Annotated in this window: 27 protein-coding genes; 6 read left to right on the top strand and 21 right to left on the bottom strand. The window is 71.6% G+C overall.

Going from position 1 to position 26,792, the window contains the following annotated elements; all coding sequences use genetic code 11:
- Window positions 1-172: 172 nt before the first annotated feature.
- Window positions 173-1,309 (top strand): LLM class flavin-dependent oxidoreductase, encoded by a 1,137-nt coding sequence (locus tag BM237_RS03360; RefSeq protein ID WP_093847647.1) that lies wholly within the window; start codon window positions 173-175, stop codon window positions 1,307-1,309.
- Between the two features lie 33 nt (window positions 1,310-1,342).
- Here BM237_RS03360 and BM237_RS03365 read toward each other — a convergent pair whose 3' ends face one another.
- Window positions 1,343-1,735, bottom strand: a complete 393-nt coding sequence (locus BM237_RS03365) for an SCO5389 family protein (protein WP_093847649.1) — start codon at window positions 1,733-1,735, stop codon at window positions 1,343-1,345.
- Window positions 1,736-1,965: 230 nt separating this feature from the next.
- On the opposite strand from BM237_RS03365, the gene nucS reads away from it, so the two are divergent.
- Window positions 1,966-2,637 (top strand): endonuclease NucS, encoded by a 672-nt coding sequence (nucS, locus tag BM237_RS03370; protein ID WP_093847651.1) that lies wholly within the window; start codon window positions 1,966-1,968, stop codon window positions 2,635-2,637.
- A gap of 91 nt (window positions 2,638-2,728) precedes the next feature.
- Here nucS and BM237_RS03375 read toward each other — a convergent pair whose 3' ends face one another.
- From BM237_RS03375 to BM237_RS03385, 3 genes are all read right to left on the bottom strand, one after another.
- A complete protein-coding gene (locus BM237_RS03375) occupies window positions 2,729-5,542 on the bottom strand; it encodes an ATP-binding protein (protein WP_175540871.1) in 2,814 nt (937 codons plus the stop codon).
- Window positions 5,543-5,720: 178 nt separating this feature from the next.
- Window positions 5,721-6,050 (bottom strand): STAS domain-containing protein, encoded by a 330-nt coding sequence (locus tag BM237_RS03380; protein ID WP_093661921.1) that lies wholly within the window; start codon window positions 6,048-6,050, stop codon window positions 5,721-5,723.
- 159 nt (window positions 6,051-6,209) lie between these two features.
- Window positions 6,210-7,058 (bottom strand): 3-hydroxyacyl-CoA dehydrogenase family protein, encoded by an 849-nt coding sequence (locus BM237_RS03385; RefSeq protein WP_093847653.1) that lies wholly within the window; start codon window positions 7,056-7,058, stop codon window positions 6,210-6,212.
- A 240-nt stretch (window positions 7,059-7,298) separates the two neighbouring features.
- Here BM237_RS03385 and BM237_RS03390 point away from each other — a divergent pair, with 240 nt between their 5' ends.
- Window positions 7,299-7,871 (top strand): cob(I)yrinic acid a,c-diamide adenosyltransferase, encoded by a 573-nt coding sequence (locus tag BM237_RS03390; RefSeq protein ID WP_093847655.1) that lies wholly within the window; start codon window positions 7,299-7,301, stop codon window positions 7,869-7,871.
- A gap of 98 nt (window positions 7,872-7,969) precedes the next feature.
- Here BM237_RS03390 and BM237_RS03395 read toward each other — a convergent pair whose 3' ends face one another.
- Window positions 7,970-8,584: a hypothetical protein gene (locus BM237_RS03395; protein WP_245793381.1), complete on the bottom strand. Its 615-nt coding sequence runs from the start codon at window positions 8,582-8,584 to the stop codon at window positions 7,970-7,972.
- Window positions 8,585-8,829: 245 nt separating this feature from the next.
- Here BM237_RS03395 and BM237_RS03400 point away from each other — a divergent pair, with 245 nt between their 5' ends.
- The 3 genes from BM237_RS03400 (at window position 8,830) to BM237_RS03410 (ending at window position 12,719) form a co-directional block, all read left to right on the top strand.
- Window positions 8,830-10,053: a sensor histidine kinase gene (locus tag BM237_RS03400; RefSeq protein ID WP_093848081.1), complete on the top strand. Its 1,224-nt coding sequence runs from the start codon at window positions 8,830-8,832 to the stop codon at window positions 10,051-10,053.
- On the top strand, window positions 10,050-10,712 hold the full coding sequence (locus BM237_RS03405; protein WP_093847657.1) for a response regulator: 663 nt from the start codon (window positions 10,050-10,052) through the stop codon (window positions 10,710-10,712). The genes BM237_RS03400 and BM237_RS03405 overlap by 4 nt, the downstream gene beginning before the upstream one ends.
- A gap of 216 nt (window positions 10,713-10,928) precedes the next feature.
- Complete coding sequence (locus tag BM237_RS03410; protein WP_245793400.1) at window positions 10,929-12,719, top strand: glycoside hydrolase family 18 chitinase; 1,791 nt, start codon at window positions 10,929-10,931, stop codon at window positions 12,717-12,719.
- 268 nt (window positions 12,720-12,987) lie between these two features.
- On the opposite strand, the gene BM237_RS03415 is transcribed toward BM237_RS03410, so the two are convergent.
- From BM237_RS03415 to rpmE, 16 genes are all read right to left on the bottom strand, one after another.
- Window positions 12,988-13,443 carry a DUF2550 domain-containing protein gene (locus tag BM237_RS03415; RefSeq protein WP_093848085.1) on the bottom strand — a complete coding sequence of 152 codons (456 nt, stop codon included), beginning with the start codon at window positions 13,441-13,443 and terminating at the stop codon, window positions 12,988-12,990.
- 121 nt (window positions 13,444-13,564) lie between these two features.
- The gene (locus BM237_RS03420; RefSeq protein ID WP_093847659.1) at window positions 13,565-13,951 is read right to left on the bottom strand and encodes a F0F1 ATP synthase subunit epsilon; all 387 of its coding nucleotides are present in this window, start codon (window positions 13,949-13,951) and stop codon (window positions 13,565-13,567) included.
- Between the two features lie 90 nt (window positions 13,952-14,041).
- Window positions 14,042-15,496, bottom strand: a complete 1,455-nt coding sequence (atpD, locus tag BM237_RS03425) for a F0F1 ATP synthase subunit beta (protein WP_093847662.1) — start codon at window positions 15,494-15,496, stop codon at window positions 14,042-14,044.
- A 5-nt stretch (window positions 15,497-15,501) separates the two neighbouring features.
- Window positions 15,502-16,416, bottom strand: coding sequence for a F0F1 ATP synthase subunit gamma (locus BM237_RS03430; RefSeq protein ID WP_093847664.1), 915 nt, complete (start codon window positions 16,414-16,416; stop codon window positions 15,502-15,504).
- A gap of 2 nt (window positions 16,417-16,418) precedes the next feature.
- A complete protein-coding gene (atpA, locus tag BM237_RS03435) occupies window positions 16,419-17,990 on the bottom strand; it encodes a F0F1 ATP synthase subunit alpha (protein WP_093847666.1) in 1,572 nt (523 codons plus the stop codon).
- Window positions 17,991-18,109: 119 nt separating this feature from the next.
- Window positions 18,110-18,934: a F0F1 ATP synthase subunit delta gene (locus tag BM237_RS03440; RefSeq protein ID WP_093847667.1), complete on the bottom strand. Its 825-nt coding sequence runs from the start codon at window positions 18,932-18,934 to the stop codon at window positions 18,110-18,112.
- Entirely contained in the window at window positions 18,931-19,485 is a 555-nt protein-coding gene (locus BM237_RS03445; RefSeq protein ID WP_093847669.1) for a F0F1 ATP synthase subunit B, read from the bottom strand. Before BM237_RS03445 ends, BM237_RS03440 begins: the two co-directional genes overlap by 4 nt.
- 32 nt (window positions 19,486-19,517) lie before the next feature.
- Window positions 19,518-19,751, bottom strand: a complete 234-nt coding sequence (gene atpE / locus BM237_RS03450) for an ATP synthase F0 subunit C (RefSeq protein ID WP_031505870.1) — start codon at window positions 19,749-19,751, stop codon at window positions 19,518-19,520.
- A 99-nt stretch (window positions 19,752-19,850) separates the two neighbouring features.
- On the bottom strand, window positions 19,851-20,660 hold the full coding sequence (gene atpB, locus BM237_RS03455; RefSeq protein WP_093847671.1) for a F0F1 ATP synthase subunit A: 810 nt from the start codon (window positions 20,658-20,660) through the stop codon (window positions 19,851-19,853).
- A 267-nt stretch (window positions 20,661-20,927) separates the two neighbouring features.
- Window positions 20,928-21,371, bottom strand: coding sequence for a Cg1360 family ATP-synthase-associated protein (locus tag BM237_RS03460; RefSeq protein WP_093847673.1), 444 nt, complete (start codon window positions 21,369-21,371; stop codon window positions 20,928-20,930).
- A gap of 234 nt (window positions 21,372-21,605) precedes the next feature.
- Window positions 21,606-22,961: an MraY family glycosyltransferase gene (locus BM237_RS03465; RefSeq protein WP_093847675.1), complete on the bottom strand. Its 1,356-nt coding sequence runs from the start codon at window positions 22,959-22,961 to the stop codon at window positions 21,606-21,608.
- Between the two features lie 128 nt (window positions 22,962-23,089).
- On the bottom strand, window positions 23,090-23,734 hold the full coding sequence (locus tag BM237_RS03470; RefSeq protein ID WP_093847677.1) for an arsenate reductase/protein-tyrosine-phosphatase family protein: 645 nt from the start codon (window positions 23,732-23,734) through the stop codon (window positions 23,090-23,092).
- On the bottom strand, window positions 23,731-24,378 hold the full coding sequence (locus tag BM237_RS03475; protein WP_093847679.1) for an L-threonylcarbamoyladenylate synthase: 648 nt from the start codon (window positions 24,376-24,378) through the stop codon (window positions 23,731-23,733). Before BM237_RS03475 ends, BM237_RS03470 begins: the two co-directional genes overlap by 4 nt.
- Entirely contained in the window at window positions 24,379-25,224 is an 846-nt protein-coding gene (prmC, locus tag BM237_RS03480) for a peptide chain release factor N(5)-glutamine methyltransferase (RefSeq protein ID WP_093847681.1), read from the bottom strand.
- A 52-nt stretch (window positions 25,225-25,276) separates the two neighbouring features.
- Window positions 25,277-26,347 carry a peptide chain release factor 1 gene (gene prfA / locus BM237_RS03485; protein ID WP_093847683.1) on the bottom strand — a complete coding sequence of 357 codons (1,071 nt, stop codon included), beginning with the start codon at window positions 26,345-26,347 and terminating at the stop codon, window positions 25,277-25,279.
- Window positions 26,348-26,442: 95 nt separating this feature from the next.
- The gene (rpmE, locus tag BM237_RS03490) at window positions 26,443-26,670 is read right to left on the bottom strand and encodes a 50S ribosomal protein L31 (protein WP_093847685.1); all 228 of its coding nucleotides are present in this window, start codon (window positions 26,668-26,670) and stop codon (window positions 26,443-26,445) included.
- Between the last annotated feature and the right edge of the window lie 122 nt (window positions 26,671-26,792).

Raw genomic sequence — 26,792 nt, forward strand, 5'->3', positions numbered from 1 at the left:
TTGGCACGTGTCAGACGTTGTTGCCTCAAGGGGACCGTCCGGCGGTCCGTTCGGAGGGCCGCCGCAGACCACCGCGGGCCGTCGCAGGCCGTCACAGGCCGTCGCAGGCCTTCGCGCGGCGGTGCCGGGAGGGCGCCGGGGCGGTCCCGGTACCGGGCAGGAGGCTGTGGCGATGCACATCGGGACTTTCGTGCCGGCGGGGCAGTTCCCGGGGCAGGGGCAGGGAGAGGCGCTCCACCGCGCCCTGCGCTCGGCGGAAGCCGCCGAGCGGGCCGGCCTGGACTCCGTGTGGGTGGCCGAGCACCATTTCGTCCCCTACGGGGTCTGCCCCTCGGCGATCACCCTGGCCGCGCTGCTGCTGGGGCGCACCCGGCGTATCAGGGTGGGCACGGCCGTGAGCGTGCTCCCCACCGTGCATCCGGTCGCCCTGGGCGAGCAGACCGCGCTGCTGCACCTCGTCTCCGGCGGCCGGTTCACCCTCGGCGTCGGCCGCGGCGGCCCCTGGGTGGACCTGGAGGTCTTCGGCGGCGGCGTCGAGGCGTACGAGCGGGGCTTCCCCGAGTCGCTGGACCTGCTGCTGCGCTGGCTGCGCGAGCCGCGCGTCGGCGCGGACGGCGAGCGCTACCACTTCCGTGAGGTCCCCGTCGTACCGCGCCCGGACCAGGGCCTCGGCGGGCCGGAGGCGCCGCCCGTGCTGATCGCCTGCACCTCTCCCGCCTCCGTGCGGCTGGCCGCGGCGCGCGGGCTGCCGATGCTGCTGGGGATGCACTGCGGGGACGAGGAGAAGGCGGACATGGTCGCCCTGTGGCGGCGCGAGGCGCTGGCGGCGGGAGCGGACCCGGAGGCCGTGGCGGCGGCCGGACACGTGTCTGCCGGGGTGGCGCAGGTGGCCGACACCCGCGAGGAGGCCGTGGAGACGCTCACCAAGGCGATGCCCGGCTGGCTGCGGCAGGGGCTGGAGGCCCATACGACCGTGGACGGCCGGGCGCGTTCGATGCGCGACCCGCTCGCCTACACCGAAATGCTGTGCTCTCTGCACCCGGTGGGCCCGCCGCGACTGTGCGCGGACCGGCTCGCGGCCACCGCCGAACGGACCGGGATCGGCCGGTTCGCGCTGCTGGCCGAGGGCTCCGGCGACCTGGCCGCCACCGAACTGAACATCTGGCGGCTGGGCTCCGAGGTGCTGCCGCTCCTCCCCCGAGCAGCGGCAGCTCCCGCGCCGTCGGACACAACTCCGGACACAACGCCGGAAATAGCGCCGGAAACAACGCCGGACGACGAGGGCGCGGGGACGGGCGCGGCACCCTGACCGGCCGCCCGCCCGCTCGCCGTCCGCCCACGATCAGCAGTCGCGCAGTTCCGGCGACTGGTTGAGGAGCTGGCCGCGGACGGAGGTGAAGCGGGCGAGCCGCTCGTCCGCGGAGGAGTCCAGCGGGAAGACCGCGACCCGGTGGCAGTTCTGGAAGGCCAGTCTCACCCCGAAGTGGCGCTCCAGCGCGCCGCGTATCGCGTCGCTGGCGAGTGCGCGCAGCAGCTGGCCCCGCGCCCGCTCGTCCGGCGGCGGCGTCTGGTTGTCGGCGAACTCCCCGCCGTCCACCCCGAGTCGGGCCACCAGAGAACTGATCATGTCCCATGCGTAGGGCAGGGACGTACGGACGCAGTCGACGAAGGCCGCCTCATCGACCTCGCCTCGCTCGGCCTGCTCCAGGAGGGCCGGTGAGACGTCGAGCGACATGAGTTCTCCTCTCGCGATCCCGGACATACCAGGACCTCAGGGACGGGATGTCGGGGCTGCGCGTAATCAAACGATCTCGTACGGCGACCCCCGGGCTGCAACGTTATGCCTGCGCGTACCGCCGCACCAGGCTTGTGGGCACACAACCAGCCACGCCCGAACGGTGATCGAACAGGGAGAAGCAGGGGCGAATCGCGTGGACCGCCCGTCGTCCAGTAGCGTGACCGACCATGCGTCTCGTCATCGCCCGCTGCTCCGTGGACTACGCCGGAAGGCTCACCGCCCACCTCCCCTCGGCCCCCCGCCTCATTCTGGTGAAGGCCGACGGATCGGTCTCGGTCCATGCGGACGACAGGGCCTATAAGCCCCTCAACTGGATGTCTCCGCCATGCACCCTCAAGGAGGGCGAGGAGAACGGCGTCGGCGTCTGGACGGTTGTCAACAAATCGGGTGAGAAACTCATCATCACCATGGAGGAGGTCCTGCACGACTCCTCGCACGAACTCGGCGTCGATCCCGGCCTGATCAAGGACGGTGTGGAGGCACACCTTCAGGAACTCCTCGCTGACCGAATGGAGACCCTCGGCGAGGGCTGGTCGCTGATACGGCGTGAGTACCCCACCGCCATCGGACCGGTGGACATCCTGTGCCGGGACGCGGAGGGGACCACCGTCGCGATCGAGATCAAGCGGCGCGGCGAGATCGACGGCGTCGAGCAGCTCACCCGCTATCTGGAACTGCTCAACCGCGACCCCCACCTCTCCCCGGTCCGGGGGGTGTTCGCGGCACAGGAGATCAAGCCGCAGGCGCGCGTGCTGGCCACGGACCGCGGCATCGGCTGCGTCGTCCTCGACTACGACGCGCTGCGCGGCATCGAGGACGACAAGCTGCGGCTGTTCTGATCCCCGTGACCCGCCCGCCACGCACGCCGGGGCCGCGACCGCGCTCGACGCGCGGCTGCGGCCCCGGCGTGCGTGGCTTCCGGGCTCCGGATCAGATGACCGGGCTCTCCGCGGAGTCCTGGGACGCCTGACCGCTGCTCGGCGCGGCGGTGCTCGACGCGGTCCCACTGGCGGTGACACTCCCGCCGGCTCCGCCCGTCGTCGGCTCCGAGGGAGTGGATGCGGACGGGGACGGGGACGGGGAGTCGGAGCCACCGGAATCCGTGCCACCGGAATCCGTGCCACCCGAGTCGGAGCCACCGGAATCCGTGCCACCCGAGTCGGAGCCACCGGAATCCGTGCCACCCGAGTCAGAGCCACCGGAATCCGTGCCACCGGAGTCCGAACCACCTGCACCGCCCGAACCACCGCCCGAGGTGGTCGACCCACCGGGCTTCTCGGTGTCCTTCTCCCCGCCCCCGGAGGTCGTGCCGTTCTCCTCCTCCGTCTCCTCGGACGTGTCACCCGATTCGGAGGCTCCCGGAGAGGCCGGGGCCGTCCCGCTGCCGGACGGTCCGCCGGGGACGGCCGGCGCGCTGCTCGCGCCGGGCTTCTCGCCCCGCTCGTCGCTGGAGCTCGGCGCGGGCTCGTCGACGGTGATGCCGTCGTCCTCCCGGGAGGTGACCGCCGGGTTGACGCTGCCGGCGGGCTCCTCGCTCCCCGAGGTCATGCCGATCGTGACGACCGTGCCCACCAGCGCGGCCAGCAGCGCGCCCGCGCCCGCCGCGAAGACGTTGCGCCGGGCTCCCCGGAGGGCGAGCCCGCGCGGGCCGCGGCGGCCGTCGTCCGGGCCGGCCGCGCCGTGCGCGGTCCGTGCCAGCGGCGTCGGCCGGGTCAGCGCCTCGCTGCCGAAAGTGCCGCCGCCGGGAGTCTCGTCGAAGGCGCTGCCCACCGTCACCGGCGGAACCGCCAGGGCGGGCGGAAGCTTGTCGAGCGCCGGCGTGCTGCCGGTAATCTGCGGTCCGGACGGGGTCTGTGCCGCGGCCGGCGCCACGGGCTGCGGTACGGAGGCCCCGGGCGGCTTCGCCGTGCTCTGGCGTCTGGGGAGCGCGGGCGGGGTGGAGGCGTCGGGCGCGGCGGGCGGTACGGCGACGGCCGGCAGCGGCCCGCCGAGGGCCTTCCCGCCGTCCCCGGATCCCCCGGCCGCCTTGTCCGGGCCGCCCTCGGCCTCGATCGTGAAGCGGTCCTCGACCAGGGCCAGCGCACGCCGTCCGGCGACCGTGCCCCGGCGGTCCGCGAGCACTCCGCGCAGCCCGATGGACGCCTCGAGTTCGGCGCGGGCCCGGTCCAGGTGGCCGGTGCACAGGGCGAGCACACCGAGGTCGTGGTGGAAGTACGCCTCCTCGGCGACCTCGCCCGCCGTACGCGCCGCCTCCTGCCCGCCGCGCAGGATCCGCTCCCAGGGGCCCCAGTGCAGCGAGGCGGCGAGGATGGGCGCGGCGGTACGGGCCAGCAGCACGGCCGCGCTCGCGTGGCCGCCGCGCCGGGCACCCTGGACGGCGGCGAGCACCGCCTCGGCCTCCTGCGCCACCCGCTCCGGGGTGACCGAGGGGTGACCGGTCCACCAGGCGTAGTGCTGGGCGGCGGTACGGGCGCGGTCGTCGGCTCCGTCGGCGTATCCGGCGTCGGCCAGTTGCCCGGTCACGTCCGGGGCGAGCCGGTAGTACGTGCCGGCGGTGGTGACCAGGCCGCAGGCGAGCAGTTCGCCCAGGGAGGCGTCGGCGTCGGCGTCGTCCACCAGCGCGGGCAGATGGGCCGGGTGCGGCAGCACGCCGCCGAGCGCCACGGCGAAGCGCAGCACCTCGCGGGTGCTCCCGGACAGCCGGGCGGCCAGGAGGGCGGCGGGGGCCGCGCCCTCGGCCAGCGTCGGCAGCGGTGCGCCGGCCCGGCCGTTCCCCTCGGTGCTCCCGGCGTCCTCGGCACCCGTCTCGCCGTCGTAACCGTCGTAACCGTCGTAACCGTCGTCACCGCCGTCGGCTCCGTCACTGTCACCGCCGCCGTCGGCCGCGGTCCGCGCGGCCTCCGCCGCCTCCGCCGCCTCCGCGTCGCGCTGCCGCAGCAGCGCGCCGGCCTGGACGAAGCGCAGCGGCAGTCCCTCGGACTCGAACCACAGGTCCCCGACCCAGCCCGCCTCGTCCTCGGTCAGCGGGCGGCGGACGATGTACTCCATCAGCTCCCGGCAGGCGGCGCGGCTGATGCCCGAGAGGGCGACCTCCTCCAGGGGCGCGTCGGCGGAGGGAGCGGGGGCGCCGGGCGCGGCCGCGATCAGGAAGGCGCACTCGGGGGTGGCGTCGAGGAGGGAGTCGAGCGCCTGACCGCCGAACTCGGCGTCGTCCAGCAGGACGATCGCTCCCACGCCGCGCACCGCCTCCTCCAGCTCGGCGCGGTCGGGCCGGTGCCGGGGCGCGTCGTGGACGGCGGCGAACAGTTCGTACAGCACGTCCGAGGCCGTGCGCCGGCAGCCGCTGAGCCGGATGACGCCGTCCGGGGCGAGGTCGGCGCACTCGGCGGCGACGGCGGCCAGCAGGGAGCTGCGTCCGGAGCCGGGCGCCCCGGTGAGCCGGACCGAGCGTCCGCGCCTGAGCAGCTGGAGGAGGCGCTCGCGCTCCGCCGTGCGCTCCAGCAGCGGCAGGTCGGGCAGGGAGATCCCGGTCGGGAGCGGGGCCACGGCGGCACGCTCCCGCTCGGCGCGGGAGGCCGGGGTGCGCCTGCGGGGCGCGCCGGGGTGCTCGCCGGGCGGGCAGGGCTCGATCTCGCTGCCGTCGACGGGATTGACGGTCAGCAGGTACTCACCCGCTATGAGCGGGATCGCGCGGGTGGTGCTCCCGCTGTCCTGTTCCTCGGATCCCCGGTCGTTCGGGTCCATGGTGGGTGCCCCCAGATGCGGTGCGTACTCGAAGCTCAGCTCTCCAGGGCCGACCGTACGCTGGCCTTCGCTCGTGGTCCGGTGGCCGTCCGCAGCGCAGTGTAGGCGGCGGGTTCCAGAACCCTATTGCCTGGCCCGGGAGTGGGGGCAAGCCCGAGCGGGCGCCCTGACCCAATAGTTATGGCTTGGTCAGGGTTCCGCCCTCGGCGAGCCCGCCTCCCTCGATGGCCAGGATGCGGTGCAGACGGGTGGCCACCAGCAGGCGCTGCATCTGGGGCGGCACGTCCCGCAGGACGAGGCGGCGCCCGCACCGGCCCGCCCTCCGGTGCGCGCCCATGATCACGCCGAGACCGGTGGCGTCCCAGGAGTCCAGCTCGGCGAGGTCCAGCACGAGATCGCCCTCTCCGGAGTCGACCGCGGTGTGCAGGACCGAACGGGCGTCCGCCGCGCTGCGGACGTCGAGGCGACCTCCGACGACCAGTTCAGCGTGGTCGCCCCTGATGTGCATATCCGCTCCCCCGGAAAAGAAGTGGTCCGTCTGTGACTGCTGTCTGCCTATGTCTCACCACAACTGACCGCCTGTTCGGCGGCGGAGTTGCCGTCCGCCGCCGAATCGGCGCCGAATTCACCCGTAGGGGCGACCCGCCTGTGTTCCGTACGGGTCCGTTCAGTAACGGTAGAAGCCCTGGCCGCTCTTGCGGCCGATGTCCCCGGCGTCCACCATGCGCCGCATCCCCTCCGGCGGGGCGAACTTCTCGTCCTGCGACTCGGTGTAGATGTTCTCCGTGGCGTGCAGCAGGATGTCGACACCGGTGAGGTCCGCGGTGGCCAGCGGGCCCATGGCGTGCCCGAAACCCAGTTTGCAGGCGATGTCGATGTCCTCGGCGGTCGCCACACCCGACTCGTGGAGCTTGGCGGCCTCGACGACCAGGGCGGAGATCAGCCGGGTGGTGACGAAGCCCGCGACATCCCGGTTGACGACGATACAGGTCTTGCCGACGCCCTCGGCGAACTCCCTTGCCGCCGCGAGGGTTTCGTCGCTCGTCTTGTACCCGCGCACCAGCTCGCACAGCTGCATCATCGGCACCGGGGAGAAGAAGTGGGTGCCCACGACCCGCTCGGGGCGCTCCGTCACCGCCGCGATCTTGGTGATCGGGATGGCGGAGGTGTTGGAGGCGAGCACGGCCTCGTCCTTCACCAGGCCGTCGAGCGTGCGGAAGATCTCCTGCTTGACGTCGATCCGCTCGAAGACGGCCTCGACCACGATGTCGGCGTCGAACGCGGCGTCGAGGTCGGTGGTGGCGGTGATGCGGCCGAGCGCCGCCTCCGCGTCCTCGGCGGCCAGCTTCCCCTTGGACACGAACTTGTCGTACGAGGCCCGGATCCCGTCCGTGCCGCGCCTGAGCGCCTCGTCGGTGACGTCGCGCAGCACCACGTCCCAGCCTGCCTGGGCGGAGACCTGGGCGATGCCCGATCCCATGAGTCCGGCTCCGATGACGGCGAGCTTCTTGGCCACGTGTATGTCCCCTCTGCGGCTTTGCGGTGCGACTCTCAGGCGGACCCTAGCGCCCGTGAGCGCGCGGTGGGCGGGGAAGAGATGCGCGTCACGTCTCACATGGCGGACATCACACTCGCGCGGGCCATTCGGCGGCCCGCCGCGCGCAGTTGGGCGGTGCGGCGGGCGGGCGCACGGCGGGCCCCGTGACGGTGGGCACACCTGCGCTCCGCGGAGCCCGCGCGTGGCTAGGCTCGGTCCATGGTCAATCTGACACGCATCTACACGCGCACCGGCGACGACGGCACCACCGCCCTCGGCGACATGAGCCGTACCGCCAAGACCGACTCCCGCATCTCCGCATACGCCGACGCCAACGAGGCCAACGCCTCGATCGGGGTGGCCATCGCGCTCGGCGACCTGCCCGAGGAGATCACCAAGGTCCTGGTCCGGGTGCAGAACGACCTGTTCGACGTGGGCGCGGATCTGGCCACACCGGTGGCGGAGAACCCCGAGTACCCGCCGCTGCGGGTGCGGCAGAGCTACATCGACAAGCTGGAGGAGGACTGCGACCGCTTCCTGGCCGATCTGGAGAAGCTGCGCAGCTTCATCCTCCCGGGCGGCACCCCGGGCGCGGCCCTGCTCCACCAGGCGTGCACGGTCGTGCGCCGCGCCGAGCGCTCGACGTGGGCGGCGCTGGAGGAGCACGGCGAGGTCATGAACCCTCTGACGGCCACCTACCTCAACCGGCTGTCGGACCTGCTGTTCATCCTGGCCAGGTCCGCCAACAAGGAGGTGGGCGACATCCTCTGGGTCCCCGGCGAGAACCGCTGACGCGCGGGTACCGCGGCCGCCGTCGTGCGAGGCCCCCGTCCCCCCTTCCGGGGACGGGGGCCTCGGTCGTCTCCGACGCGCGGCGCCGGCGCGTGGTGTCAGTGCCCGGCCGTCTCCCGCCCGGCAGCCTCCCGCCCGGCGGGCCGGGCACCGGCGGGGTCACGCGGTTCGCCGGAGGGCGTCTTCGGCTTCTTGGGCCAGAGCGTGTAACTGGCCGCGATGACCACGCTGATGCCGATGACGAAGAGCATCTTGTGCTGCCACTGCGTCAGCGACTCGCTCCGCCCGGCGTCGCCGACGTACCAGACCGCGCCCTGGAGCAGTGCCAGGGCGATCACCGCGCCGAGCACCGATCGGGCGCACATCTTCCACTCGTGGACGGCCCGCGCCATCCCGTACTTCGGCGGCCTCACCGGCGGCGGGCCGCCCGCGAAGCGGTGGGCGAAGTGCCCGTCGGCCCACTTGACCATGTAGTGGCCGTAGGCCACGGTGAAGCCGATGTAGACGGCCGCCAGACCGTGCTTCCAGTCGCCCTCGGCGCCGTTTCTCAGGTCGATCGCGGTGACGGCCAGCAGCACCACCTCCAGCAGCGGCTCGCACAGCAGCACGGCGGCGCCCAGACGGGGTTTGCGGGCGGGGTAGCGCAGCACCAGCCCGGCGGCCAGCAGCACCCAGAAGGCCACCTCGCAGACGATGATCAGTGTGACGACCACGGCGGACCACTCCTCTTCCCTCGCTGCCTCCAGCCTGGCCGCCCTCCGGCCCCGGCACGTCGTCTGCCGCGACGATCCCGGACTGCATCCTTCGATGTACTCCGCCCGCTTCCGTACCGGCCCGGACGCGGAGGCGGGCGGCCGGTGCGGCGGTGTTGGATGGCGGGGTGAGCACCGCCCGTTCCCCGTTGTCCCTCCCGCCCCGGGAGGACCTGCTGATCGCCGCCGCCGGCCTGGCGGGCGGGATGGCGATGTGGGCCCTGGGGCTGTTCAACAACCCGCGCCCACCGCTGGAGGGTGGCTGGGTGCTGCTGCCGCTGACGATGATGGGACTGGCGGAGGCGCTGCGCCGTACCGCTCCGTCCGCGGCGCTGGCGCTCGGGACGGCCGCACTGGTCGGCGACCTGCTCACCCGGTCGCTGCTGGCGACGATCGTGATGTTCTCCGACGTGGTCTACGCGGCCGTGCTCTACGGCGGACCGAGGCTGTCGCGGGCCGTGCCACCCGCGAGCGCCGCGCTGACCGCCGCCGTGACCGTGGGCGCCCTGGCCGCCTCCCGCGACCCGCAGGCGCTGCTGGTGGGGTTCGTCTGCGGGCTGGTCACGGTCGGTCCGGCGTGGACGGGCGTCATCGTCCGCGACCACCGCAACGCCGCCGCCGCCGAGCGGCTGCGCGCCGAGCAGACCGCGCTGCTGGCGGAGATGGACCGCGTCCAGGCCGTCACCGCCGAGCGCTCCCGGATGGCCCGCGAACTGCACGACGTGGTGGCGAACCACCTCTCCGCCATCGCCATCCACGCCACCGCGGCGCAGTCGCTCGACGACCGCGCCGCCACCGGGGACGCGCTGGCCGTGATCCGTGAGAACAGTGTGCAGGGGTTGGCCGAGATGCGCCGTCTGATCGGTCTGCTGCGGACCGCGGGAGGGGACGAGGAGGTGTCCGCCGCGCCGACCCTGGACGGCCTGGACGCGCTGCTGGCCCATGCCCGCGGACACGGTGCGGCCGGAGGTCTCTCCTTCGCCCTGCGCGACGAGCGCTCCGGCGGCCCCCTCCCGGCCCCCGTGGAACTGGCGGCCTACCGCATCGCCCAGGAGTCCCTGACCAACGCGCTCAAGCACGCCTCTCCCGGAGAGGTGACCGTCGTCCTGACCTCGCCCGGCGGGGACGGGGAGGGAGGAGGACACGGCGGCGGTGAGGGCGCGCTGACCGTCACCGTCACCAGCCCCTGCGACCGGCGCCCCGGCCCGCGTGCCCCCGGCTCGGGCACCGGGCTGGTCGGGATGCGCGAGCGCGCCGAGTTGCTGGACGGCGTCTTCGGCGCGGGCCCGGTCGAGACGGCCGGCGGCACACGGTGGGAGGTGCGGGCGGTGCTGCCCCTGGGGGAGGCCGCCCGGAACGCCACGGACGGCGGGGGCGGCGGGAACGGCAGGACCGGCGGGGACGGAACGAGGGGAAGGTACGGAGCATGACCATCCGGGTGCTCGTGGCCGAGGACCAGTCGGCGGTGCGCGCCGGGCTCGTCCTGATCCTGCGCGGTGCGCCGGACATCGAGGTCGTCGGGGAGGCGCCGGACGGCGAGGAGGCGGTGCGGCTGGCCCGTGAACTCCGTCCGGATCTGGTGCTGATGGATGTGCGGATGCCGCGTCTGGACGGGGTGTCGGCGACCGAGCGGGTGGTCGGCGAGGGGCTGGCCGATGTGCTGGTGCTGACCACCTTCGACCTCGACGCCTACGTCTTCGGCGCGCTGCGCGCGGGGGCCGCGGGCTTCCTGCTCAAGGACAGCGAGGCGGCGCAACTGGTGGACGCGGTAAGGGCGGTGGCGCGCGGTGAGGGGGTGATCGCCCCGGTCGTGACGCGGCGGCTGATCCGGGAGTTCGCCCGCTCCTCCGCCGCGCCCGGGGGCGGGCGCCGGGCCGATCCCGCCGTGCTCGACGCCCTCACCCGGCGCGAGCGCGAGGTACTGGCGTGCCTGGGCGAGGGGCTGTCCAACGCGGAGATCGCCGCACGGTTGTCGATGGCGGAGGCGACGGTGAAGACGCACGTCAGCCGGCTGCTGGCGAAGCTGGAGCTGCGCAGCAGGGTGCAGGCCGCGGTGCTGGCGCAGGAGTTGGGGGTGGCCGGGGAATGAATTCCTCATTGGTGCATACCTGTTGACCGGTGGTCCAGACCAATCTACGCTCCAGTTCAACTGCACGCCCATGCCATGCACATGGCACTCTCCACGAGCGGCGCAGGAGACCCCCAACGGCCCGGTCCGGCACCGGGCCCTGTGCGAGGAGCGCTCTTGAGAACGAACACCACCGCACACCGCATCAGACGGAAAGCCGTAGCGGCCGCGGCCGCGATGCTGATGCCCCTCGGTGCCCTGGTCGCCCTGGCCTCCCCGGCCCAGGCCGCCGAGCAGGCGACCGCCACCTTCTCCAAGCCCTCCGACTGGGGCAGCGGCTTCGAGGGCAAGTGGACGATCAAGAACACCGGTGACACCACCATCAGCGGCTGGACGCTGAAGTGGGACTTCCCCACCGGCACCAAGGTCGGCTCCGCCTGGGACGCCGCCGTCACCAGCTCCGGCAACACCTACACCGCCAAGAACATGAGCTGGAACGGCACCCTGTCCCCCGGAGCCAGCGTCAGCTTCGGCTTCAACGGCACCGGCACCGGCTCCCCCTCCGACTGCACCCTCAACGGCCGCCCGTGCGACGGCTCGGACGGGGGGAACCCCGACGACGCCCCGCCCGGAGCGCCCGGCACCCCCACCGCGAGCGGCATCACCGACACCTCCGCCAAGCTCAGCTGGGGCGCCGCGAGCGACGACAAGGGCGTCAAGAACTACGACGTCCTGCGCGACGGCGCCAAGGTCGCCACCGTCACCGGCACCTCGTACACCGACTCCGGCCTGACGGCGGGCACCACCTACACCTACTCGGTGGTGGCACGCGACACCGCCGACCAGACCGGACCGGCCAGCGGTTCCGTCACGGTGAAGACCACCGGCGGCGACGGCGGTGGCGGCGACCCGGGCGAGTACGTCAACCTGGGCTACTTCACCGAGTGGGGCATCTACGGCCGCAACTACCACGTGAAGGACATCGTCACCTCCGGCTCCGCCGAGAAGCTGACCCACATCAACTACTCCTTCGGCAACGTCCAGGGCGGCAAGTGCACCATCGGTGACGCCTTCGCCGCGACCGACAAGGCCTACACCGCCGAGCAGAGCGTCGACGGCAAGGCCGACACCTGGGACCAGCCGCTGCGCGGCAACTTCAACCAGCTGCTGAAGCTGAAGAAGATGTACCCGCACATCAAGGTCCTGTGGTCCTTCGGCGGGTGGACCTGGTCCGGCGGCTTCCCCGACGCCATGAAGAACCCGGCCGCGTTCGCCAAGTCCTGCAACGAGCTGGTCAACGACCCCCGCTGGGAGGGCCTGTTCGACGGCATCGACCTGGACTGGGAGTACCCCAACGCCTGCGGTCTGACCTGTGACACCAGCGGCCCGGCCGTGATGAGGACCATGGCCCAGGCCTTCCGCGCCGAGTTCGGCGACCAGCTCGTGACCGCCGCGATCACCGCCGACGCCTCCAGCGGCGGCAAGATCGACTCCGCGGACTACGGCGGCGCCGCGCGGTACCTCGACTGGTACAACGTGATGACGTACGACTACTTCGGCGCCTGGGACAAGACCGGGCCGACCGCCCCGCACTCACCGCTGACCTCGTACGCCGGCATTCCGAACGAGGCGTTCAACACCGACGCCGCGATAAAGAAGCTCAAGGCCAAGGGCGTCCCGGCCGAGAAGCTGCTGCTCGGCATCGGCTTCTACGGCCGCGGCTGGACCGGCGTGACCCAGAAGGAGCCGGGCGGCACCGCCACCGGCGCCGCACCGGGCAAGTACGAGGCGGGCATCGAGGACTACAAGATCCTCAAGGAGCGCTGCCCGGCCAACGGGACCGTCGCCGGCACCGCGTACGCGCACTGCGGCGACGAGTGGTGGAGCTACGACACCCCGGCCACCATCGCGGGGAAGATGGACTACGCCAAGCAGCAGAAGCTCGGCGGGGCCTTCTTCTGGGAGATCAGCGGGGACACCGCGAACGGCGAGCTGATCACCGCCATCCACAACGGGCTGAACAAGTGACGCCCGGGCGGTGATCCGCCCCACGCACCACCTGGAGTGACAGAACCGGGGAGACGGCCCGCACGCCGTCTCCCCGGTTCGCTGTCCGTACCTCCCCCGGGCTCCGTCCGGGGGGGGACCCCCAGACACCGGGGAAACCGCTCAGGCGACATTCACTCTCCCCCAGACTCCGTCCGGGGGACCCCCAGGCAACGGGGGCACCGCTCAGGCGACATTCACTCTCCCCCAGACTCCGTCCGGGGGGACCCCCAGGCAACGGGGGCACCGCTCAGGCGACATTCACTCTTTGACCGGGGGGGGCTGCTTCGAGCCAGGCGAGGAAGCCCGTCAGGGCGTCCTCGCTCATCGCCAGCTCCACCCGGGTGCCGCGGTGCGAGCAGGCCAGGATCACCGAGTCCGACAGGAGCGCCAGCTCCTCGTCCCCCTCGGGCCTGCGGCGCTCCAGCACCTCGATCGCCTCCCGCTCCAGCCGCCGGCGCGGCCGCGGCGCGTAGGAGAAGACCCGGAACCACTCGACCCGATCCCCGCTGTAGCGGGAGACGCCGTACACCCAGCCCTTGCCGCCGGCCTCGGCTCCCTCGCCGGGATCCGGCGCGTCCCACCGCAGACTGCAGTCGAAGGTGCCGCCCGGCCGCTGGATCAGCCGCCGCCGCAACCCGAAGGCGAACAGCCCCAGCAGCACCAGAGCCAGCACCGCCCCGGACAGCACGAGAGCGAGGACCATCTTCACCGACCTCCTCGCCTCGTCCGTCCGTACAGCAGCCAGCAATCGCCTCAGCCGCGGACCGCGCCGGAGCGATGCTCCGAAGCGGTCCGCGGCTGAGGCACGTACATGCGCGCGGGTCTCAGCGTGCGCTCGCCAAGGCGGCCCGAAGCCGGATCTCGGCGCGGCGCTCGGCGGCGGCGTCCGCCTCCGACTGCGCCCGCTCCAGCGCGCGCTCAGCGCGCTGGACATCGATCTCCTCGGACAGCTCCGCGATCTCCGCGAGCAGCGACAGCTTGTTGTCCGCGAAGGAGATGAAGCCGCCGTGCACCGCGGCGACGACGGTGCCGCCCCCGCTCTCGCCGGTCGTACGGATCGTCACCGGGCCCGGCTTCAGCACACCGAGCAGCGGCTGGTGGCCGGGCATGACGCCGATATCACCCGACGAGGTGCGCGCGACGACCAGGCTGGCCTCGCCCGACCAGACCTTGCGGTCCGCGGCGACCAACTCGACGTGCAGCTCAGCCACAGTGGCTCCTCGAAACTGGGGTTTTCACAGAATAACGGTGCGCGGGACAGGGGACGGGCTTCACCCGCCCCCTGTCGTGGGGCGCGGACGTCAGGAGACGCCCAGCTCCTTGGCCTTGGCCTTGAGGTCGTCCAGGCCACCGCACATGAAGAACGCCTGCTCCGGGAAGTGGTCGTACTCGCCGTCGGCGATCGCGTTGAACGCCGCGATCGACTCGTCCAGCGGAACGTCCGATCCGTCCAGGCCGGTGAACTGCTTCGCCGCGTGGGTGTTCTGCGACAGGAAGCGCTCGATACGGCGGGCGCGGTGGACGACCAGCTTGTCCTCCTCGCCGAGCTCGTCGATGCCGAGGATGGCGATGATGTCCTGGAGGTCCTTGTACTTCTGCAGGATCCCCTTGACGCGGGTGGCGCACTGGTAGTGCTCCTGCGAGATGTAGCGCGGGTCCAGGATCCGGGAGGTGGAGTCCAGCGGGTCCACCGCCGGGTAGATGCCCTTCTCCGAGATCGGACGCGACAGAACGGTGGTCGCGTCCAGGTGGGCGAAGGTCGTCGCCGGGGCCGGGTCGGTCAGGTCGTCCGCGGGCACGTAGATCGCCTGCATCGAGGTGATCGAGTGGCCGCGGGTGGAGGTGATGCGCTCCTGGAGCAGACCCATCTCGTCCGCCAGGTTCGGCTGGTAGCCCACCGCGGAGGGCATGCGGCCCAGCAGGGTGGAGACCTCGGAACCGGCCTGGGTGAAGCGGAAGATGTTGTCGATGAAGAACAGCACGTCCTGCTTCTGGACGTCGCGGAAGTACTCCGCCATCGTCAGACCGGCCAGGGCCACGCGCAGACGGGTGCCCGGGGGCTCGTCCATCTGGCCGAAGACCAGCGCGGTCTGCGGGAGAACGCCGGACTCGGCCATCTCCTCGATGAGGTCGTTGCCCTCACGGGTGCGCTCGCCGACGCCGGCGAACACGGAAACGCCCTCGTGCAGCTTGGCCACACGCATGATCATTTCCTGGATGAGGACGGTCTTGCCGACGCCCGCGCCGCCGAACAGACCGATCTTGCCGCCCTTGACGTACGGGGTCAGCAGGTCGACGACCTTCAGGCCGGTCTCGAACATCTCGGTCTTGGACTCGAGCTGGTCGAAGGCCGGGGCCTTGCGGTGGATCTCCCAGCGCTCGGTGACCTCGGACTCGGCCTCCGGCTCGTTCAGGATGCGGCCCAGGGTGTTGAACACCCGGCCCTTGGTGACGTCGCCGACGGGCACGGTGATGCCGCGGCCGGTGTTGGTCACCGGGGCCTGGCGGACCAGGCCGTCGGTCGGCTCCATGGAGATCGCGCGGACCAGGCCCTCGCCCAGGTGCTGGGCGACCTCGAGGGTGAGGGTCTTCTTCGCACCCTCCTCGGCCGGGTCGGCGACCTCGACGGTCAGCGCGTTGTAGATCTCCGGCATCGCGTCGACGGGGAACTCCACGTCGACGACCGGGCCGATGACCCGCGCGACGCGGCCGGTGGCCACGCCCGCCGCAGCGGTCGGCTCAACAGTGGTGGTCATAGTTGTCAGTCACTCCCCGCAGAAGCGTCGGCCAGCGCGCTGGCACCACCGACGATCTCGCTGATTTCCTGGGTGATGTCGGCCTGGCGGGCCTGGTTGGCAAGCCGCGTGAGCGACTTGATGAGGTCCTCGGCGTTGTCCGTCGCCGACTTCATCGCGCGCCGGCGGGCGGCGTGCTCGGAGGCGGCGGACTGGAGCAGCGCGTTGTAGATGCGGCTCTCGACGTACCGCGGCAGCAGCGCGTCCAGAACCTCCTCCGCCGACGGCTCGAAGTCGTACAGCGGGCGGATCCGCTCCTGCTTCTCCACCTGCCGCGTGACCTCGTCGAGGCTGAGCGGCAGCATCCGCTTCTCGACCGGGTTCTGCGTCATCATCGACACGAACTCCGTGAAGACGATGTGCAGCTCGTCCACGCCGCCTTCGGCCGTGTCCCTGCGGACCGCCTCGATCAGCGGCCCGGAGACGGCCTTGGCGTCGGCGTACGACGGCCGGTCGGTGAAGCCCGTCCACGACTGGGCGATCTTCCGGTCGCGGAAGCCGTAGTAGGCCACGCCCTTGCGCCCGATGATGTAGGAGTCGACCTCCTTGCCCTCGGCCCGCAGCCGCTCGGTCAGCCGGTCGGCCGCCTTGATCGCGTTGGCCGAGTAGCCGCCCGCCAGACCGCGGTCGCTCGTGACGAGCAGGACCGCGGCCCGGGTCGGCTTCTCGGTCTCGGTGGTCAGCGGGTGCTGGGTGTCGGAACCGGTGGCGACGGCCGCGACGGCCCGGGTCAGCTCCTCGGCGTACGGAGTCGACGCGGCCACCTGGCGCTGTGCCTTGACGATGCGCGACGCGGAGATCATCTCCATCGCCTTGGTGATCTTCTTGGTCGCGCTGACGGAGCGAATCCGCCGCTTGTAGATCCTGACCTGCGCGCCCATGCTCAGACCTCGCCCAGCAGCTTGCCGTCCGAGGTCTCGAACTGCTTCTTGAAGGAGGCGATGGCGTCCGACAGCACCTGGAGGGTGTCGTCGGACATCTTGCCGCCCTCGCGGATGCCGGTCATCAGGTCCTTGCGCTCGCGGTGCAGGTGCTCCAGCAGGTCGCTCTCGAAGCGCCGGATGTCCTCGACGGGGACGTCGTCCATACGGCCGGTGGTGCCCGCCCAGATGGAGATGACCTGGTCCTCGGTCGGGTACGGCGCGTACTGCGACTGCTTGAGCAGCTCGACCATGCGCTTACCCCGCTCCAGCGCCGCCTTGGAGGCGTCGTCCAGGTCGGAGCCGAAGGCGGCGAAAGCCTCCAGCTCGCGGAACTGGGCGAGGTCCACACGGAGGCGACCGGAGACCTGCTTCATGGCCTTGTGCTGGGCCGAGCCACCGACTCGGGAGACGGAGATACCGACGTTCAGCGCCGGGCGCTGGCCCGCGTTGAACAGGTCGGACTCCAGGAAGCACTGGCCGTCGGTGATGGAGATGACGTTGGTCGGGATGAACGCCGACACGTCGTTCGCCTTGGTCTCGATGATCGGCAGACCGGTCATCGAGCCGGCGCCCATCTCGTCCGAGAGCTTGGCGCAGCGCTCCAGCAGCCGGGAGTGCAGGTAGAAGACGTCGCCCGGGTAGGCCTCGCGGCCCGGCGGACGGCGCAGCAGCAGGGACACGGCGCGGTAGGCGTCGGCCTGCTTGGACAGGTCGTCGAAGATGATCAGGACGTGCTTGCCCTGGTACATCCAGTGCTGGCCGATGGCCGAGCCGGTGTAGGGCGCCAGGTACTTGAAGCCCGCCGGGTCGGACGCCGGGGCGGCGACGATGGTGGTGTACTCCAGCGCGCCGTTCTCCTCCAGCGCCGCGCGCACGGAGGCGATGGTGGAGCCCTTCTGGCCGATGGCGACGTAGATGCAGCGGACCTGCTTGCCCGGGTCGCCGGAGCGCCAGTTGTCGCGCTGGTTGATGATCGTGTCGATCGCCAGGGCCGTCTTGCCGGTCTGGCGGTCGCCGATGATCAGCTGGCGCTGGCCGCGGCCGATCGGGGTCATCGCGTCGACGGCCTTGTAGCCCGTCTCCATCGGCTCGTGCACCGACTTGCGCTGCATGACCGTGGGGGCCTGCAGTTCGAGGGCGCGGCGGCCCTCGGTCTCGATCTCGCCGAGGCCGTCGACCGGGTTGCCCAGCGGGTCGACGACACGGCCGAGGTAACCGTCGCCGACCGCGACGGAGAGGACCTCGCCGGTGCGGCGCACCGTCTGGCCCTCCTCGATGCCGCTGAACTCGCCGAGGACGACCGCGCCGATCTCGCGCTCCTCGAGGTTGAGGGCGAGGCCGAGGGTGCCGTCCTCGAACTTCAGCAGCTCGTTCGCCATGGTCGAGGGAAGACCCTCGACCTTCGCAATGCCGTCACCGGCAAGGCTGACCGTCCCGACCTCTTCGCGCGAGGCCGCGTCCGGCTTGTACGACTGGACGAAGTTCTCCAGCGCGTCCCGGATCTCATCCGGCCGGATCGTGAGCTCCGCCATCTGGGTTCCCTGCTCTCCTTGTTGGGCCCGTATGTGTCTGCTACGGCCCAACTCGGGCCGCCAGTACTGCTTCTTGAGTTGGTGTGGCCTACCGCCCGCGGTGTCCGCCGGCCGTGGGCTCAGCTCGCCATCCGCCGGGTCGCCCCTTCGAGGCGCTCCGAGACGGTGCCGTCGATGATCTCGTCGCCGACCCGCACCCGGATTCCGCCGAGGACCTCCGGGTCCACGTCCAGGTTGAGGTGCATCTCGCGTCCGAAGAGCCGCGCCAGAGCGGCGCCGAGGCGCTGCTTCTGGCGGTCGCTGAGCGGTACGGCCGAGGTGACCACCGCGACCGAGCGGTTGCGACGCTCGGCGGCCAGCCCGGAGAGGGCTTCGAGCCCTCCTTCAAGACTACGGCCACGCGGCTGGCGCACGAGGCGGACGACCAGTCGCTCGGTGGCGGGCTTGGCCCGGCCACCCAGCAGCCGCCGCAGCAGCTCGGTCTTGGCCGCCTTCAGGCTGTCGTCGGTGATCTTGCCGCCGAGAGCCGCACGCAGCTCCGGGGAGGAGGCCACCGTCCGGGAGAACCGGAACAGCTCGTCCTCCACGTCGTCCAGCGTGCCGTCGCGCTCGGCCGCGGTGAGGTCGGCGACGTCGGCGAGCTGCTCGACCGCGTCCGCCAGGTCGCGCGAACGCGACCAGCGGGAGCGGACCATACCGGAGACCAGATCGACGGCCTCGCCGCCGACCTGGCCGCCCAGCAGGCGTCCGACCAGCTCGGCCTTGGCCTCGCCGGGCTGCGCCGGGTCGGTCAGGACCCGGCGCAGCGACACCTCGCGGTCGAGCAGCGCGGTGACCGCGGCCAGTTCCTCGGCGAGCCGGGCCGCGTCGACGGACGTGGAGTCCGTCAGCGCGTCCAGTCGCTCGCGGGCGGCGGCCAGTGCCTCGCGACTCGCTCCGTTCATCGGGCGGCTCCAGAGGACTCGGCGGAGGCCGCCTTCCCCTCGAGTTCGTCGAGGAAGCGGTCGATCGTGCGGCTCTGCCGGGCGACGTCCTCCAGGGACTCGCCGACCAGCTTGCCGGCCAGGTCGGTGGCGAGCTTGCCCACGTCCTGGCGCAGCGACTGCGCGGCCTGCCGACGGTCGGCCTCGATCTGGGCGTGGCCCGCGGCGATGATCTCCTCACGCTGCCGCTGGCCCTCCTCGCGCATCTCGGCGATGAGCGCGGCGCCCTGCTCCTGCGCCTCCTGGCGCAGGCGCGCGGCCTCGTGACGAGCCTCGGCGAGCTGGACTCGGTACTCCTCAAGCGTCTGCTGCGCCTCGGCCTGAGCAGCTTCGGCCTTCTCGATGCCCCCCTCGATCGCCTCGCGGCGCTCGTCCAGGGCCTTGTTGATGGCCGGGAGGAGCTTCTTGGCGAACACGAAGAAGACGATGCCGAAGGCGATCAGGCCGATGACGACCTCGGGCCAGACCGGAAGCAGCGGGGACTGCGCTTCCGAAGCTGCCAGGTTCATCATGGTGGACCTTTCGTCGGTTTCAGCTGCCGATGTCAGCTGAGGATGAAGGGAACGACGAAGCCGATCAGCGCCAGGGCCTCGACGACCGCGAAACCGAGCAGCATGTTCTGGCGGATGAGGCCGGCGGCCTCGGGCTGGCGGGCGATGGCCTGCACACCGTTACCGAAGATGATGCCGATGCCGATACCGGGGCCGATCGCGGCGAGGCCGTAGCCGATGGTGCCGACGTTGCCTTCGACAGCTGCGAGGGTCTCCAGAGCAGACATTCCTTGGGTTCCTTCTCTTGGTGGGCCGGTGGGTGGTTGGTCCACCGGACGTCTGGGGTTGGGCGGGTGGTGGCTGGTCGGGACCGCGGACCGGTCCGGTCAGTGCGCCTCTTCCAGGGCCTGGGAGAGGTAGGTGGCGGTCAGCACGGTGAAGACGTAGGCCTGCAGCGCCTGGATGAACAGCTCGAAGACCGTCAGCACCACGGTCATCGCGAACGAGGCGGTCGCGTAGAGGGTGCCGAGGAAGGTGCCGAGCATGTACCAGGTGGCGATCGTGAAGATCAGGATCAGGATGTGGCCGGCGAACATGTTCGCGAAGAGCCGGACCGCCAGCGTGAAGGGCCGCACGAAGATGTTGGAGATGAACTCGATCGGCGTGAGCAGCACGTAGATCGGCTTCGGCAGTCCGCCGGGGACGCAGAGGTTGCGGATGCCGCCGACGAATCCGTTCGTCTTGAACGTCACCGTCATGTAGGTGATCCAGACCACGACCGCGAGGCCGGCCGGGTAGGCGATGACCGAGCTGACCGGGAACTGGGCGATGGGGATGATCGCCCAGAGGTTCAGCATCCACACGAAGAAGAACAGCGACACCAGCAGCGGGATGAAGGGATCGCCCTTCTTCCCCATCACCTCTCGGGCGATGCCCCGGCGCACGAACTCGTACAGCGCCTCGGCGACCATCTGCAGCTTGCCGGGGACCACCTTGGGCTTGGAGAAAGCCATCCAGAAGAAGGTGAGGATCGCGGCCGTGCCGATGAGCGCGAGGAGCATCGGCTTGTTGAACTCGACGCCGCCGACCTCGAAGATCGGGTCGAAGAGGAACGACCACACACTGGGGGCCTGGAAGCCACAGTCCTTGAACAGGTGGCAGTCAACCTCGAAGGCGAGCAACTGGTCACTACTCACCGCGAGCTCCTTCGATCGGACGCATGGGTACGGCTACCTCGGGGTGTCGGCATGGCGCTGGGCCACGGGGCGGCACTGGACTGGGGGTGGGCGGGAAGGGACCGGCCGGCTCTGCGGCAGGACGGCCCCGTGAAGAGGCGAGGAGCGTCCGGCGCTGTCCCGCACAGCGCCTTCGCCAAGGCTCGCGGCCCTCTCGGCGTCGGACGATAGCAGCCCGGCGGGCGCGGCTTACCACCGCCCCTGCCCGAGCCTTCGCGCTGTTCGCGATCACGCGCGGGATTCCGCGGCGGGGGAGCCCGGGGAGCCCTTGCCGGTCCCGGAGGGCTCCACGTACGGGGTCTTGAGCCGGGTCTGCGTCCACGCCTGGGCGGCCAGCCACACCAGGAGACAGGCCAGCACCGTGAAACCGAACACGCGGCCGTCCATGAAGGCGGCGTCCCGCAGGAGCCTCATCACCACGAACATGGCGATCACCTGGGTCGTGTAGACCAGGAACCCGGCCCCGAGGAGGAGTTCGGGCCACTGCCGCCCGATCCGGCCGAGCACATGGAGGCCCACGCTGAAGAAGACGAGGACCACCGCGGTGCCCAGGCCTGCTCCCAGGGCGCCCTCGCCTCCCGAGACGACCGCGCCGACGATCACGCCGACCAGGCCGGCACCGGCTGAGGGAATCGCGGCGCCACGAAGGATCCGGGCGTCGTTCGACTGCATAAACGCTGCTCCAGCAGGGTGGTCTACGGGGGGCGGTGCGTGACCTTCGAAAGCTGTGGTCGCCCGGCGGAACGGACTCGCTGATCGGGGGCACTGGAGGCCACCGGCCTTCTCACCGGACTCGTGAACGGTATCACAAACTATTTGATGAGGTCTTTACCTAGTTCGTGTGCGGACTGTCACACGAGCGGGTCAGCCGGCGGTACTCCGTGGTGACGAACGGCGGCGGGACTGCTATGAGCGGTTCTCCACCCTGGGGCGGCCGTCGCGCACCCGGCGATCGTACTCGCCGAGCGCCGTCGCCCCCGCGGGCCGCCGCCCGGCCTCCGGGCCGGGCAGCGCGTCCTCGTCCGCGCCCTCCGCTCCTGCCGGGGGCCGCTGCGCCGCGTCCGCCCCGGGCCGCTCCTCCGCCGCCGGACCGCGCCGGGCGCGGTAGCGCGGCGGCACCAGCCGCTGCGCCCAGTGCGGCACCCTCGGGGTGAACCTCGGCAGCAGCAGGATCACCAGCCCCACCGCGCTCAGCAGCACGATCGCGAGCACGATGACCAGGCTGGAGGAGCGCACAGAGAAGGCCACCGCGCCGAAGGCGATCAGCGCCGACCAGAAGTACATGATCAGCACCGCGCGGCTGTGGGAGTGGCCGATCTCCAGCAGCCGGTGGTGCAGATGGCCGCGGTCGGCGGCGAACGGCGACTGGCCCCGCCAGGTGCGCCGCACCACCGCCAGCACCAGGTCGGCGATGGGCACCGCGATGATCGTCAGCGGCAGCAGCACCGGCATGTAGACCGGCACCATCGTCTGGACCGTGGTCTTGACCGAGCCGGTGGTGTCGGTGATGACGTCCGGGTCGACCTGGCCGGTGATGGAGACCGCCCCGGCGGCCAGCACCAGGCCGATGAGCATCGACCCGGAGTCGCCCATGAAGATCCGCGCGGGGTGCATGTTGTGCGGCAGGAAGCCCAGGCACATACCCATCAGGACGGCGGCGAAGAGCGTCGCGGGGGCCGCGGCCTCGATGCCGTAGCCGTACCAGATCCGGTAGGCGTACATGAAGAACGCCGCGGCCGCGATGCCGACCATGCCCGAGGCCAGGCCGTCCAGACCGTCGACGAAGTTGACCGCGTTGATGGTGACGACGACCACCGCCACCGTCAGCAGCGTGCCCTGCAGCGGGGTCAGCGCGACGTTGCCCACGCCCGGAACCGGCAGCCACAGGATCGTCAGGCCCTGCCAGACCATCACGCCCGCGGCGATCATCTGGCCGCCGAGCTTGATCAGCGCGTCCACGCCCCACTTGTCGTCCAGGACGCCCAGCAGCCAGATGAGGCCGGCGCCGGCCAGCAGCGCGCGGGGCTCGTCGGAGAGCCGGAAGACGTCGCCGACGTTGGTGAGCTGGGAGGCGGCCAGCAGACCCGCGCACAGCCCGCCGAACATGGCGATGCCGCCGAGCCGGGGCGTCGGTTCGCGGTGCACGTCGCGGGCCCGGATCTCGGGCATCGCGCCCGCCGCGATCGCGAACTTCCTCACCGGGCCGGTGAGGAGGTAGGTGACCGCGGCCGTGACGCACAGCGTCAGCAGGTATTCACGCACGGATTCCCCAGAACTCTCGCGGGCTCCCGGGCTCACGCCCGGGACCACCACACCTTAGACAACGGCCCGGTCCGGACGGTTGCGCGCCCGGCACCGCCTGACACCGCCTGACACCGCCCGGCACGGTCTCACGTCCGCGCCGGGACCCCCGTCAGGGCCGTGACCACCGGATCCAGCGCCGCGTTGATCTCCTCGCCGACACTGCGGAAGTAGGTGATGGGGGCGCCGTAGGGATCGTAGACCTCGTCGGCCTCCGCGCTGGGCGCCAGCAGCCAGCCGCGCAGCGCCGCGGCGGCCCGCACCAGGGCCCGGGCGCGCCCGACCACCCCGCCGTCGGCGTCCGGGCCGGGCAGCGTGGCGGGGTCGATCGCCCGCACCAGACGGGTGAACTCCTTGAGCGTGAAGGTGCGCAGCCCCGCCGAGTGCCCCATGGAGATCACCTGCGCCCGGTGGTCCCGGGTGGCGGTCAGCACCAGATCGGCTCTGATGACGTGCTCGTCCAGCAGTTCGCGGCCGAGGAAGCCGGACGGGTCCGCGCCGTACTCCAGCAGGACCTCCGCCGCGTGCTCCTCCATCGGCGCGCCCTCGTGCCCCCATGTCCCCGCGCTCTCCACCACCAGCCCGCCGGCCCGCTCGTCGCCGAGTCTGGCCACCAGGGCATGCCTGGTCAGCCGCTCGGTGATGGGCGAGCGGCAGACGTTTCCGGTGGAGACGTGGAGGATGCGGAAGACCGGTATGCCATGCTCCTCGGCCGCCCCGGCGGGCGGGGTCAACTGGCGGCCTCGAGGCCGGGTACGACCTTGCGCAGCTCCTCCGCGCTGATCGCGCCCGCACGCAGCAGCCTGGGCACCGGGCCTGTGACGTCGACGATCGAGGAGGGCACGGAGTCGGGGGTGGGGCCGCCGTCGAGGTAGACGGCGACGGAGTCCCCCAGCATCTCCTGGGCGGCGTCGCAGGTCTGCGGGGCGGGGTGGCCGGTGAGGTTGGCCGACGACACCGCCATCGGGCCGGTCTCGGTCAGCAGCTCGATCGCCACCGGGTGCAGCGGCATGCGGACGGCGACCGTGCCGCCGGTCTCGCCCAGGTCCCAGGTCAGCGACGGCTGGTGGCGGGCGACGAGGGTGAGCGCGCCGGGCCAGAAGGCGTCCACCAGCTCCCACGCCTGCTCGGAGAAGTCGGTGACCAGGCCGTGCAGGGTGTTCGGGGAGCCGATCAGGACGGGCGAGGGCATGCCTCGCCCGCGTCCCTTGGCCTCCAGCAGGTCGCCGACGGCCTCCGGGGTGAAGGCGTCGGCGCCGATGCCGTAGACCGTGTCCGTGGGCAGCACGACGAGTTCGCCTCGGCGGACCGCCGAGGCGGCCTCGCGCAGGCCGGTCGCGCGGTCGGTCGCGTCGGAGCAGTCGTAACGCCGTGCCATTTACGGCACCTCCCTGCGGGCTGTGGCAAAACGGGGCCGGTTGTTGAGGTCGGGGTGGTCCGCGGCGTCCGCCCAGCCGCGGTCCTCGGTGAAGATCCAGGGGACCTGGCCGCCCTGGGTGTCGGCGTGCTCGACGACGACCAGGCCGCCGGGGCGCAGCAGGCGGTGCGCGGTGCGTTCGATGCCGCGGATGACGTCCAGTCCGTCCTCGCCGGAGAACAACGCCATCTGCGGGTCGTGGTCACGTGCCTCGGGGGCGACGTACTCCCATTCGGTGAGCGGGATGTAGGGCGGGTTGGAGATGACGAGGTCGACCTGGCCGTCCAGCTCGGGCAGGGCGGTCGTCGCGTCGCCGTGGTGCAGGGTGACGCGGGAGCCCTCGGTGTTCTTCCGGGCCCACTCCAGCGCGCCCTCGTCCAGTTCCACGGCGTGCACGCGCGAGCGCGGCACCTCCTGGGCGAGTGCGAGCGCGATGGCTCCGGAGCCGGTGCACAGGTCGACGATCAAAGGCTCGGCGACGTCCATGGCGCGCACGGCGTCTATCGCCCAGCCGACCACGGACTCGGTCTCGGGGCGCGGCACGAACACCCCCGGACCCACCTGGAGCTCCAGGTAGCGGAAGAAGGCCCGGCCGGTGATGTGCTGGAGCGGCTCGCGGGCCTCGCGGCGGGCGACGGCCTCCCAGTAGCGGGCGTCGAAGTCGGCGTCGGCGACGCGGTGCAGCTCCCCGCGCCTGACGCCGTGCACGTACGCCGCCAGCTCCTCCGCGTCGAAGCGCGGGGAGGGCACTCCGGCGTCGGCGAGCCGCTGGGTGGCCTGGGCCACCTCGGCGAGCAGTACGTTCACGTTCCTCGTCCTCCACCCGTCCCTGCGCGCCCCGCCCCGGGGCGCCGCACGGTTACTGAACCGCGGCCAGCTTGGCCGCGGAGTCGGCGTCCACGCACGCCTGGATCACCGCGTCCAGGTCGCCGTCCAGCACCTGGTCCAGGTTGTACGCCTTGAAGCCCACCCGGTGGTCCGAGATCCGGTTCTCCGGGAAGTTGTAGGTGCGCACCCGCTCCGACCGGTCCACCGTACGCACCTGGCTGCGGCGCGCGTCGGAGGCCTCCCTGTCCGCCTCCTCCTGGGCCGCCGCCAGCAGGCGGGCGCGCAGGATGCGCAGCGCCTGCTCCTTGTTCTGCAGCTGGCTCTTCTCGTTCTGGCAGGAGACGACGATGCCGGTGGGCACGTGGGTGATGCGGACGGCGGAGTCGGTGGTGTTCACGGACTGGCCGCCGGGGCCGGAGGAACGGTAGACGTCGATGCGCAGGTCGTTCGGATTGATCTCGACGTCGACGTCCTCGGCCTCGGGCAGGACGAGGACGCCGGCGGCGGAGGTGTGGATGCGGCCCTGGGACTCGGTGGCGGGCACCCGCTGGACGCGGTGGACGCCGCCCTCGTACTTCAGCCGGGCCCACACGCCCCGGCCGGGCTCGGTGTTGTTCCTGGTCTTCACCGCGACCTGGACGTCCTTGTAGCCGCCGAGATCGGACTCGTTGGCCTCGATGACCTCGGTCTTCCAGCCCTGCCGCTCGGCGTAGCGCAGGTACATGCGCAGCAGGTCGCCGGCGAACAGCGCGGACTCCTCGCCGCCCTCGCCCGCCTTGATCTCCAGGATGACGTCCTTGTCGTCGCCGGGGTCGCGCGGGACGAGCAGCAGCCGCAGCCGTTCGGTGAGCTCCTCGCGCCGGGCCTCCAGCTCCTTGACCTCGGCGGCGAACTCCGGGTCGTCGGCGGCCAGCTCGCGGGCGGTGGCGACGTCGTCGGCGGTGCGCTTCCACTCGTGGTAGGCGCCCACGACCGGGGTCAGCTCGGCGTAGCGCTTGCCCAGTCTGCGGGCGTTGGCCTGGTCCGCGTGGACGGCGGGGTCGGCGAGCCGCTTCTCGAGGTCGGCGTGCTCGCCGATCAGTTCCTCGACCGCCTCGAACATCGTTGAGTCCTTCGTGTGGAGAGAGGGCTGCCGGGACGGCAAAACGCCGGTCCGGCCCTCCCTGGGGGACGGCCGAGGACCGGCGTTCGGGGTCGCTACTTCTTGTTCCTCGACCCGGCGTTCTTGCCGAAGCGGGCCTCGAAGCGGGCCACACGGCCACCGGTGTCGAGGATCTTCTGCTTGCCCGTGTAGAACGGGTGACACGCGGAGCACACGTCGGCGCGGATGGCGCCCTCGGTGACGGTGCTACGGGTGGTGAAGGAGTTCCCGCAGGTGCAGCTGACCTGGGTCTCCACGTACTCCGGGTGGATGTCGCGCTTCAAGGTCTCTCCTAGGTATCGGGAGGGTTCCGGGTCGCACCGGCTCCTCGCGTCCGACGGTCGGACGACGGGGATGGCTGCCTGCGCGTGAACCGGGACCGACGCACCAGTCTGCCATTACTGGC

The sequence above is a fragment of the Streptomyces mangrovi genome (assembly GCF_900114215.1).
In the GTDB taxonomy this organism is placed as follows: Bacteria; Actinomycetota; Actinomycetes; order Streptomycetales; family Streptomycetaceae; genus Streptomyces; species Streptomyces barkulensis.

Excerpts from the sequence above, each read along its gene's own strand:
- BM237_RS03460 (WP_093847673.1), bottom strand. The coding sequence starts at position 21,371 with ATGCAGTCGAACGACGCCCGGATCCTTCGTGGCGCCGCGATTCCCTCA.
- BM237_RS03400 (WP_093848081.1), top strand. The coding sequence starts at position 8,830 with ATGGCGATGTGGGCCCTGGGGCTGTTCAACAACCCGCGCCCACCGCTG.
- BM237_RS03475 (WP_093847679.1), bottom strand. The coding sequence starts at position 24,378 with ATGGCACGGCGTTACGACTGCTCCGACGCGACCGACCGCGCGACCGGC.
- atpE (WP_031505870.1), bottom strand. The coding sequence starts at position 19,751 with ATGTCTGCTCTGGAGACCCTCGCAGCTGTCGAAGGCAACGTCGGCACC.
- BM237_RS03360 (WP_093847647.1), top strand. The coding sequence starts at position 173 with ATGCACATCGGGACTTTCGTGCCGGCGGGGCAGTTCCCGGGGCAGGGG.
- BM237_RS03415 (WP_093848085.1), bottom strand. The coding sequence starts at position 13,443 with ATGGTCCTCGCTCTCGTGCTGTCCGGGGCGGTGCTGGCTCTGGTGCTG.
- BM237_RS03405 (WP_093847657.1), top strand. The coding sequence starts at position 10,050 with ATGACCATCCGGGTGCTCGTGGCCGAGGACCAGTCGGCGGTGCGCGCC.
- BM237_RS03445 (WP_093847669.1), bottom strand. The coding sequence starts at position 19,485 with ATGATGAACCTGGCAGCTTCGGAAGCGCAGTCCCCGCTGCTTCCGGTC.
- BM237_RS03380 (WP_093661921.1), bottom strand. The coding sequence starts at position 6,050 with ATGCACATCAGGGGCGACCACGCTGAACTGGTCGTCGGAGGTCGCCTC.
- nucS (WP_093847651.1), top strand. The coding sequence starts at position 1,966 with ATGCGTCTCGTCATCGCCCGCTGCTCCGTGGACTACGCCGGAAGGCTC.
- BM237_RS03410 (WP_245793400.1), top strand. The coding sequence starts at position 10,929 with ATGCTGATGCCCCTCGGTGCCCTGGTCGCCCTGGCCTCCCCGGCCCAG.
- atpA (WP_093847666.1), bottom strand. The coding sequence starts at position 17,990 with ATGGCGGAGCTCACGATCCGGCCGGATGAGATCCGGGACGCGCTGGAG.
- BM237_RS03430 (WP_093847664.1), bottom strand. The coding sequence starts at position 16,416 with ATGGGCGCGCAGGTCAGGATCTACAAGCGGCGGATTCGCTCCGTCAGC.
- prfA (WP_093847683.1), bottom strand. The coding sequence starts at position 26,347 with ATGTTCGAGGCGGTCGAGGAACTGATCGGCGAGCACGCCGACCTCGAG.
- BM237_RS03375 (WP_175540871.1), bottom strand. The coding sequence starts at position 5,542 with ATGGACCCGAACGACCGGGGATCCGAGGAACAGGACAGCGGGAGCACC.
- BM237_RS03440 (WP_093847667.1), bottom strand. The coding sequence starts at position 18,934 with ATGAACGGAGCGAGTCGCGAGGCACTGGCCGCCGCCCGCGAGCGACTG.
- BM237_RS03365 (WP_093847649.1), bottom strand. The coding sequence starts at position 1,735 with ATGTCGCTCGACGTCTCACCGGCCCTCCTGGAGCAGGCCGAGCGAGGC.
- BM237_RS03390 (WP_093847655.1), top strand. The coding sequence starts at position 7,299 with ATGGTCAATCTGACACGCATCTACACGCGCACCGGCGACGACGGCACC.
- atpD (WP_093847662.1), bottom strand. The coding sequence starts at position 15,496 with ATGACCACCACTGTTGAGCCGACCGCTGCGGCGGGCGTGGCCACCGGC.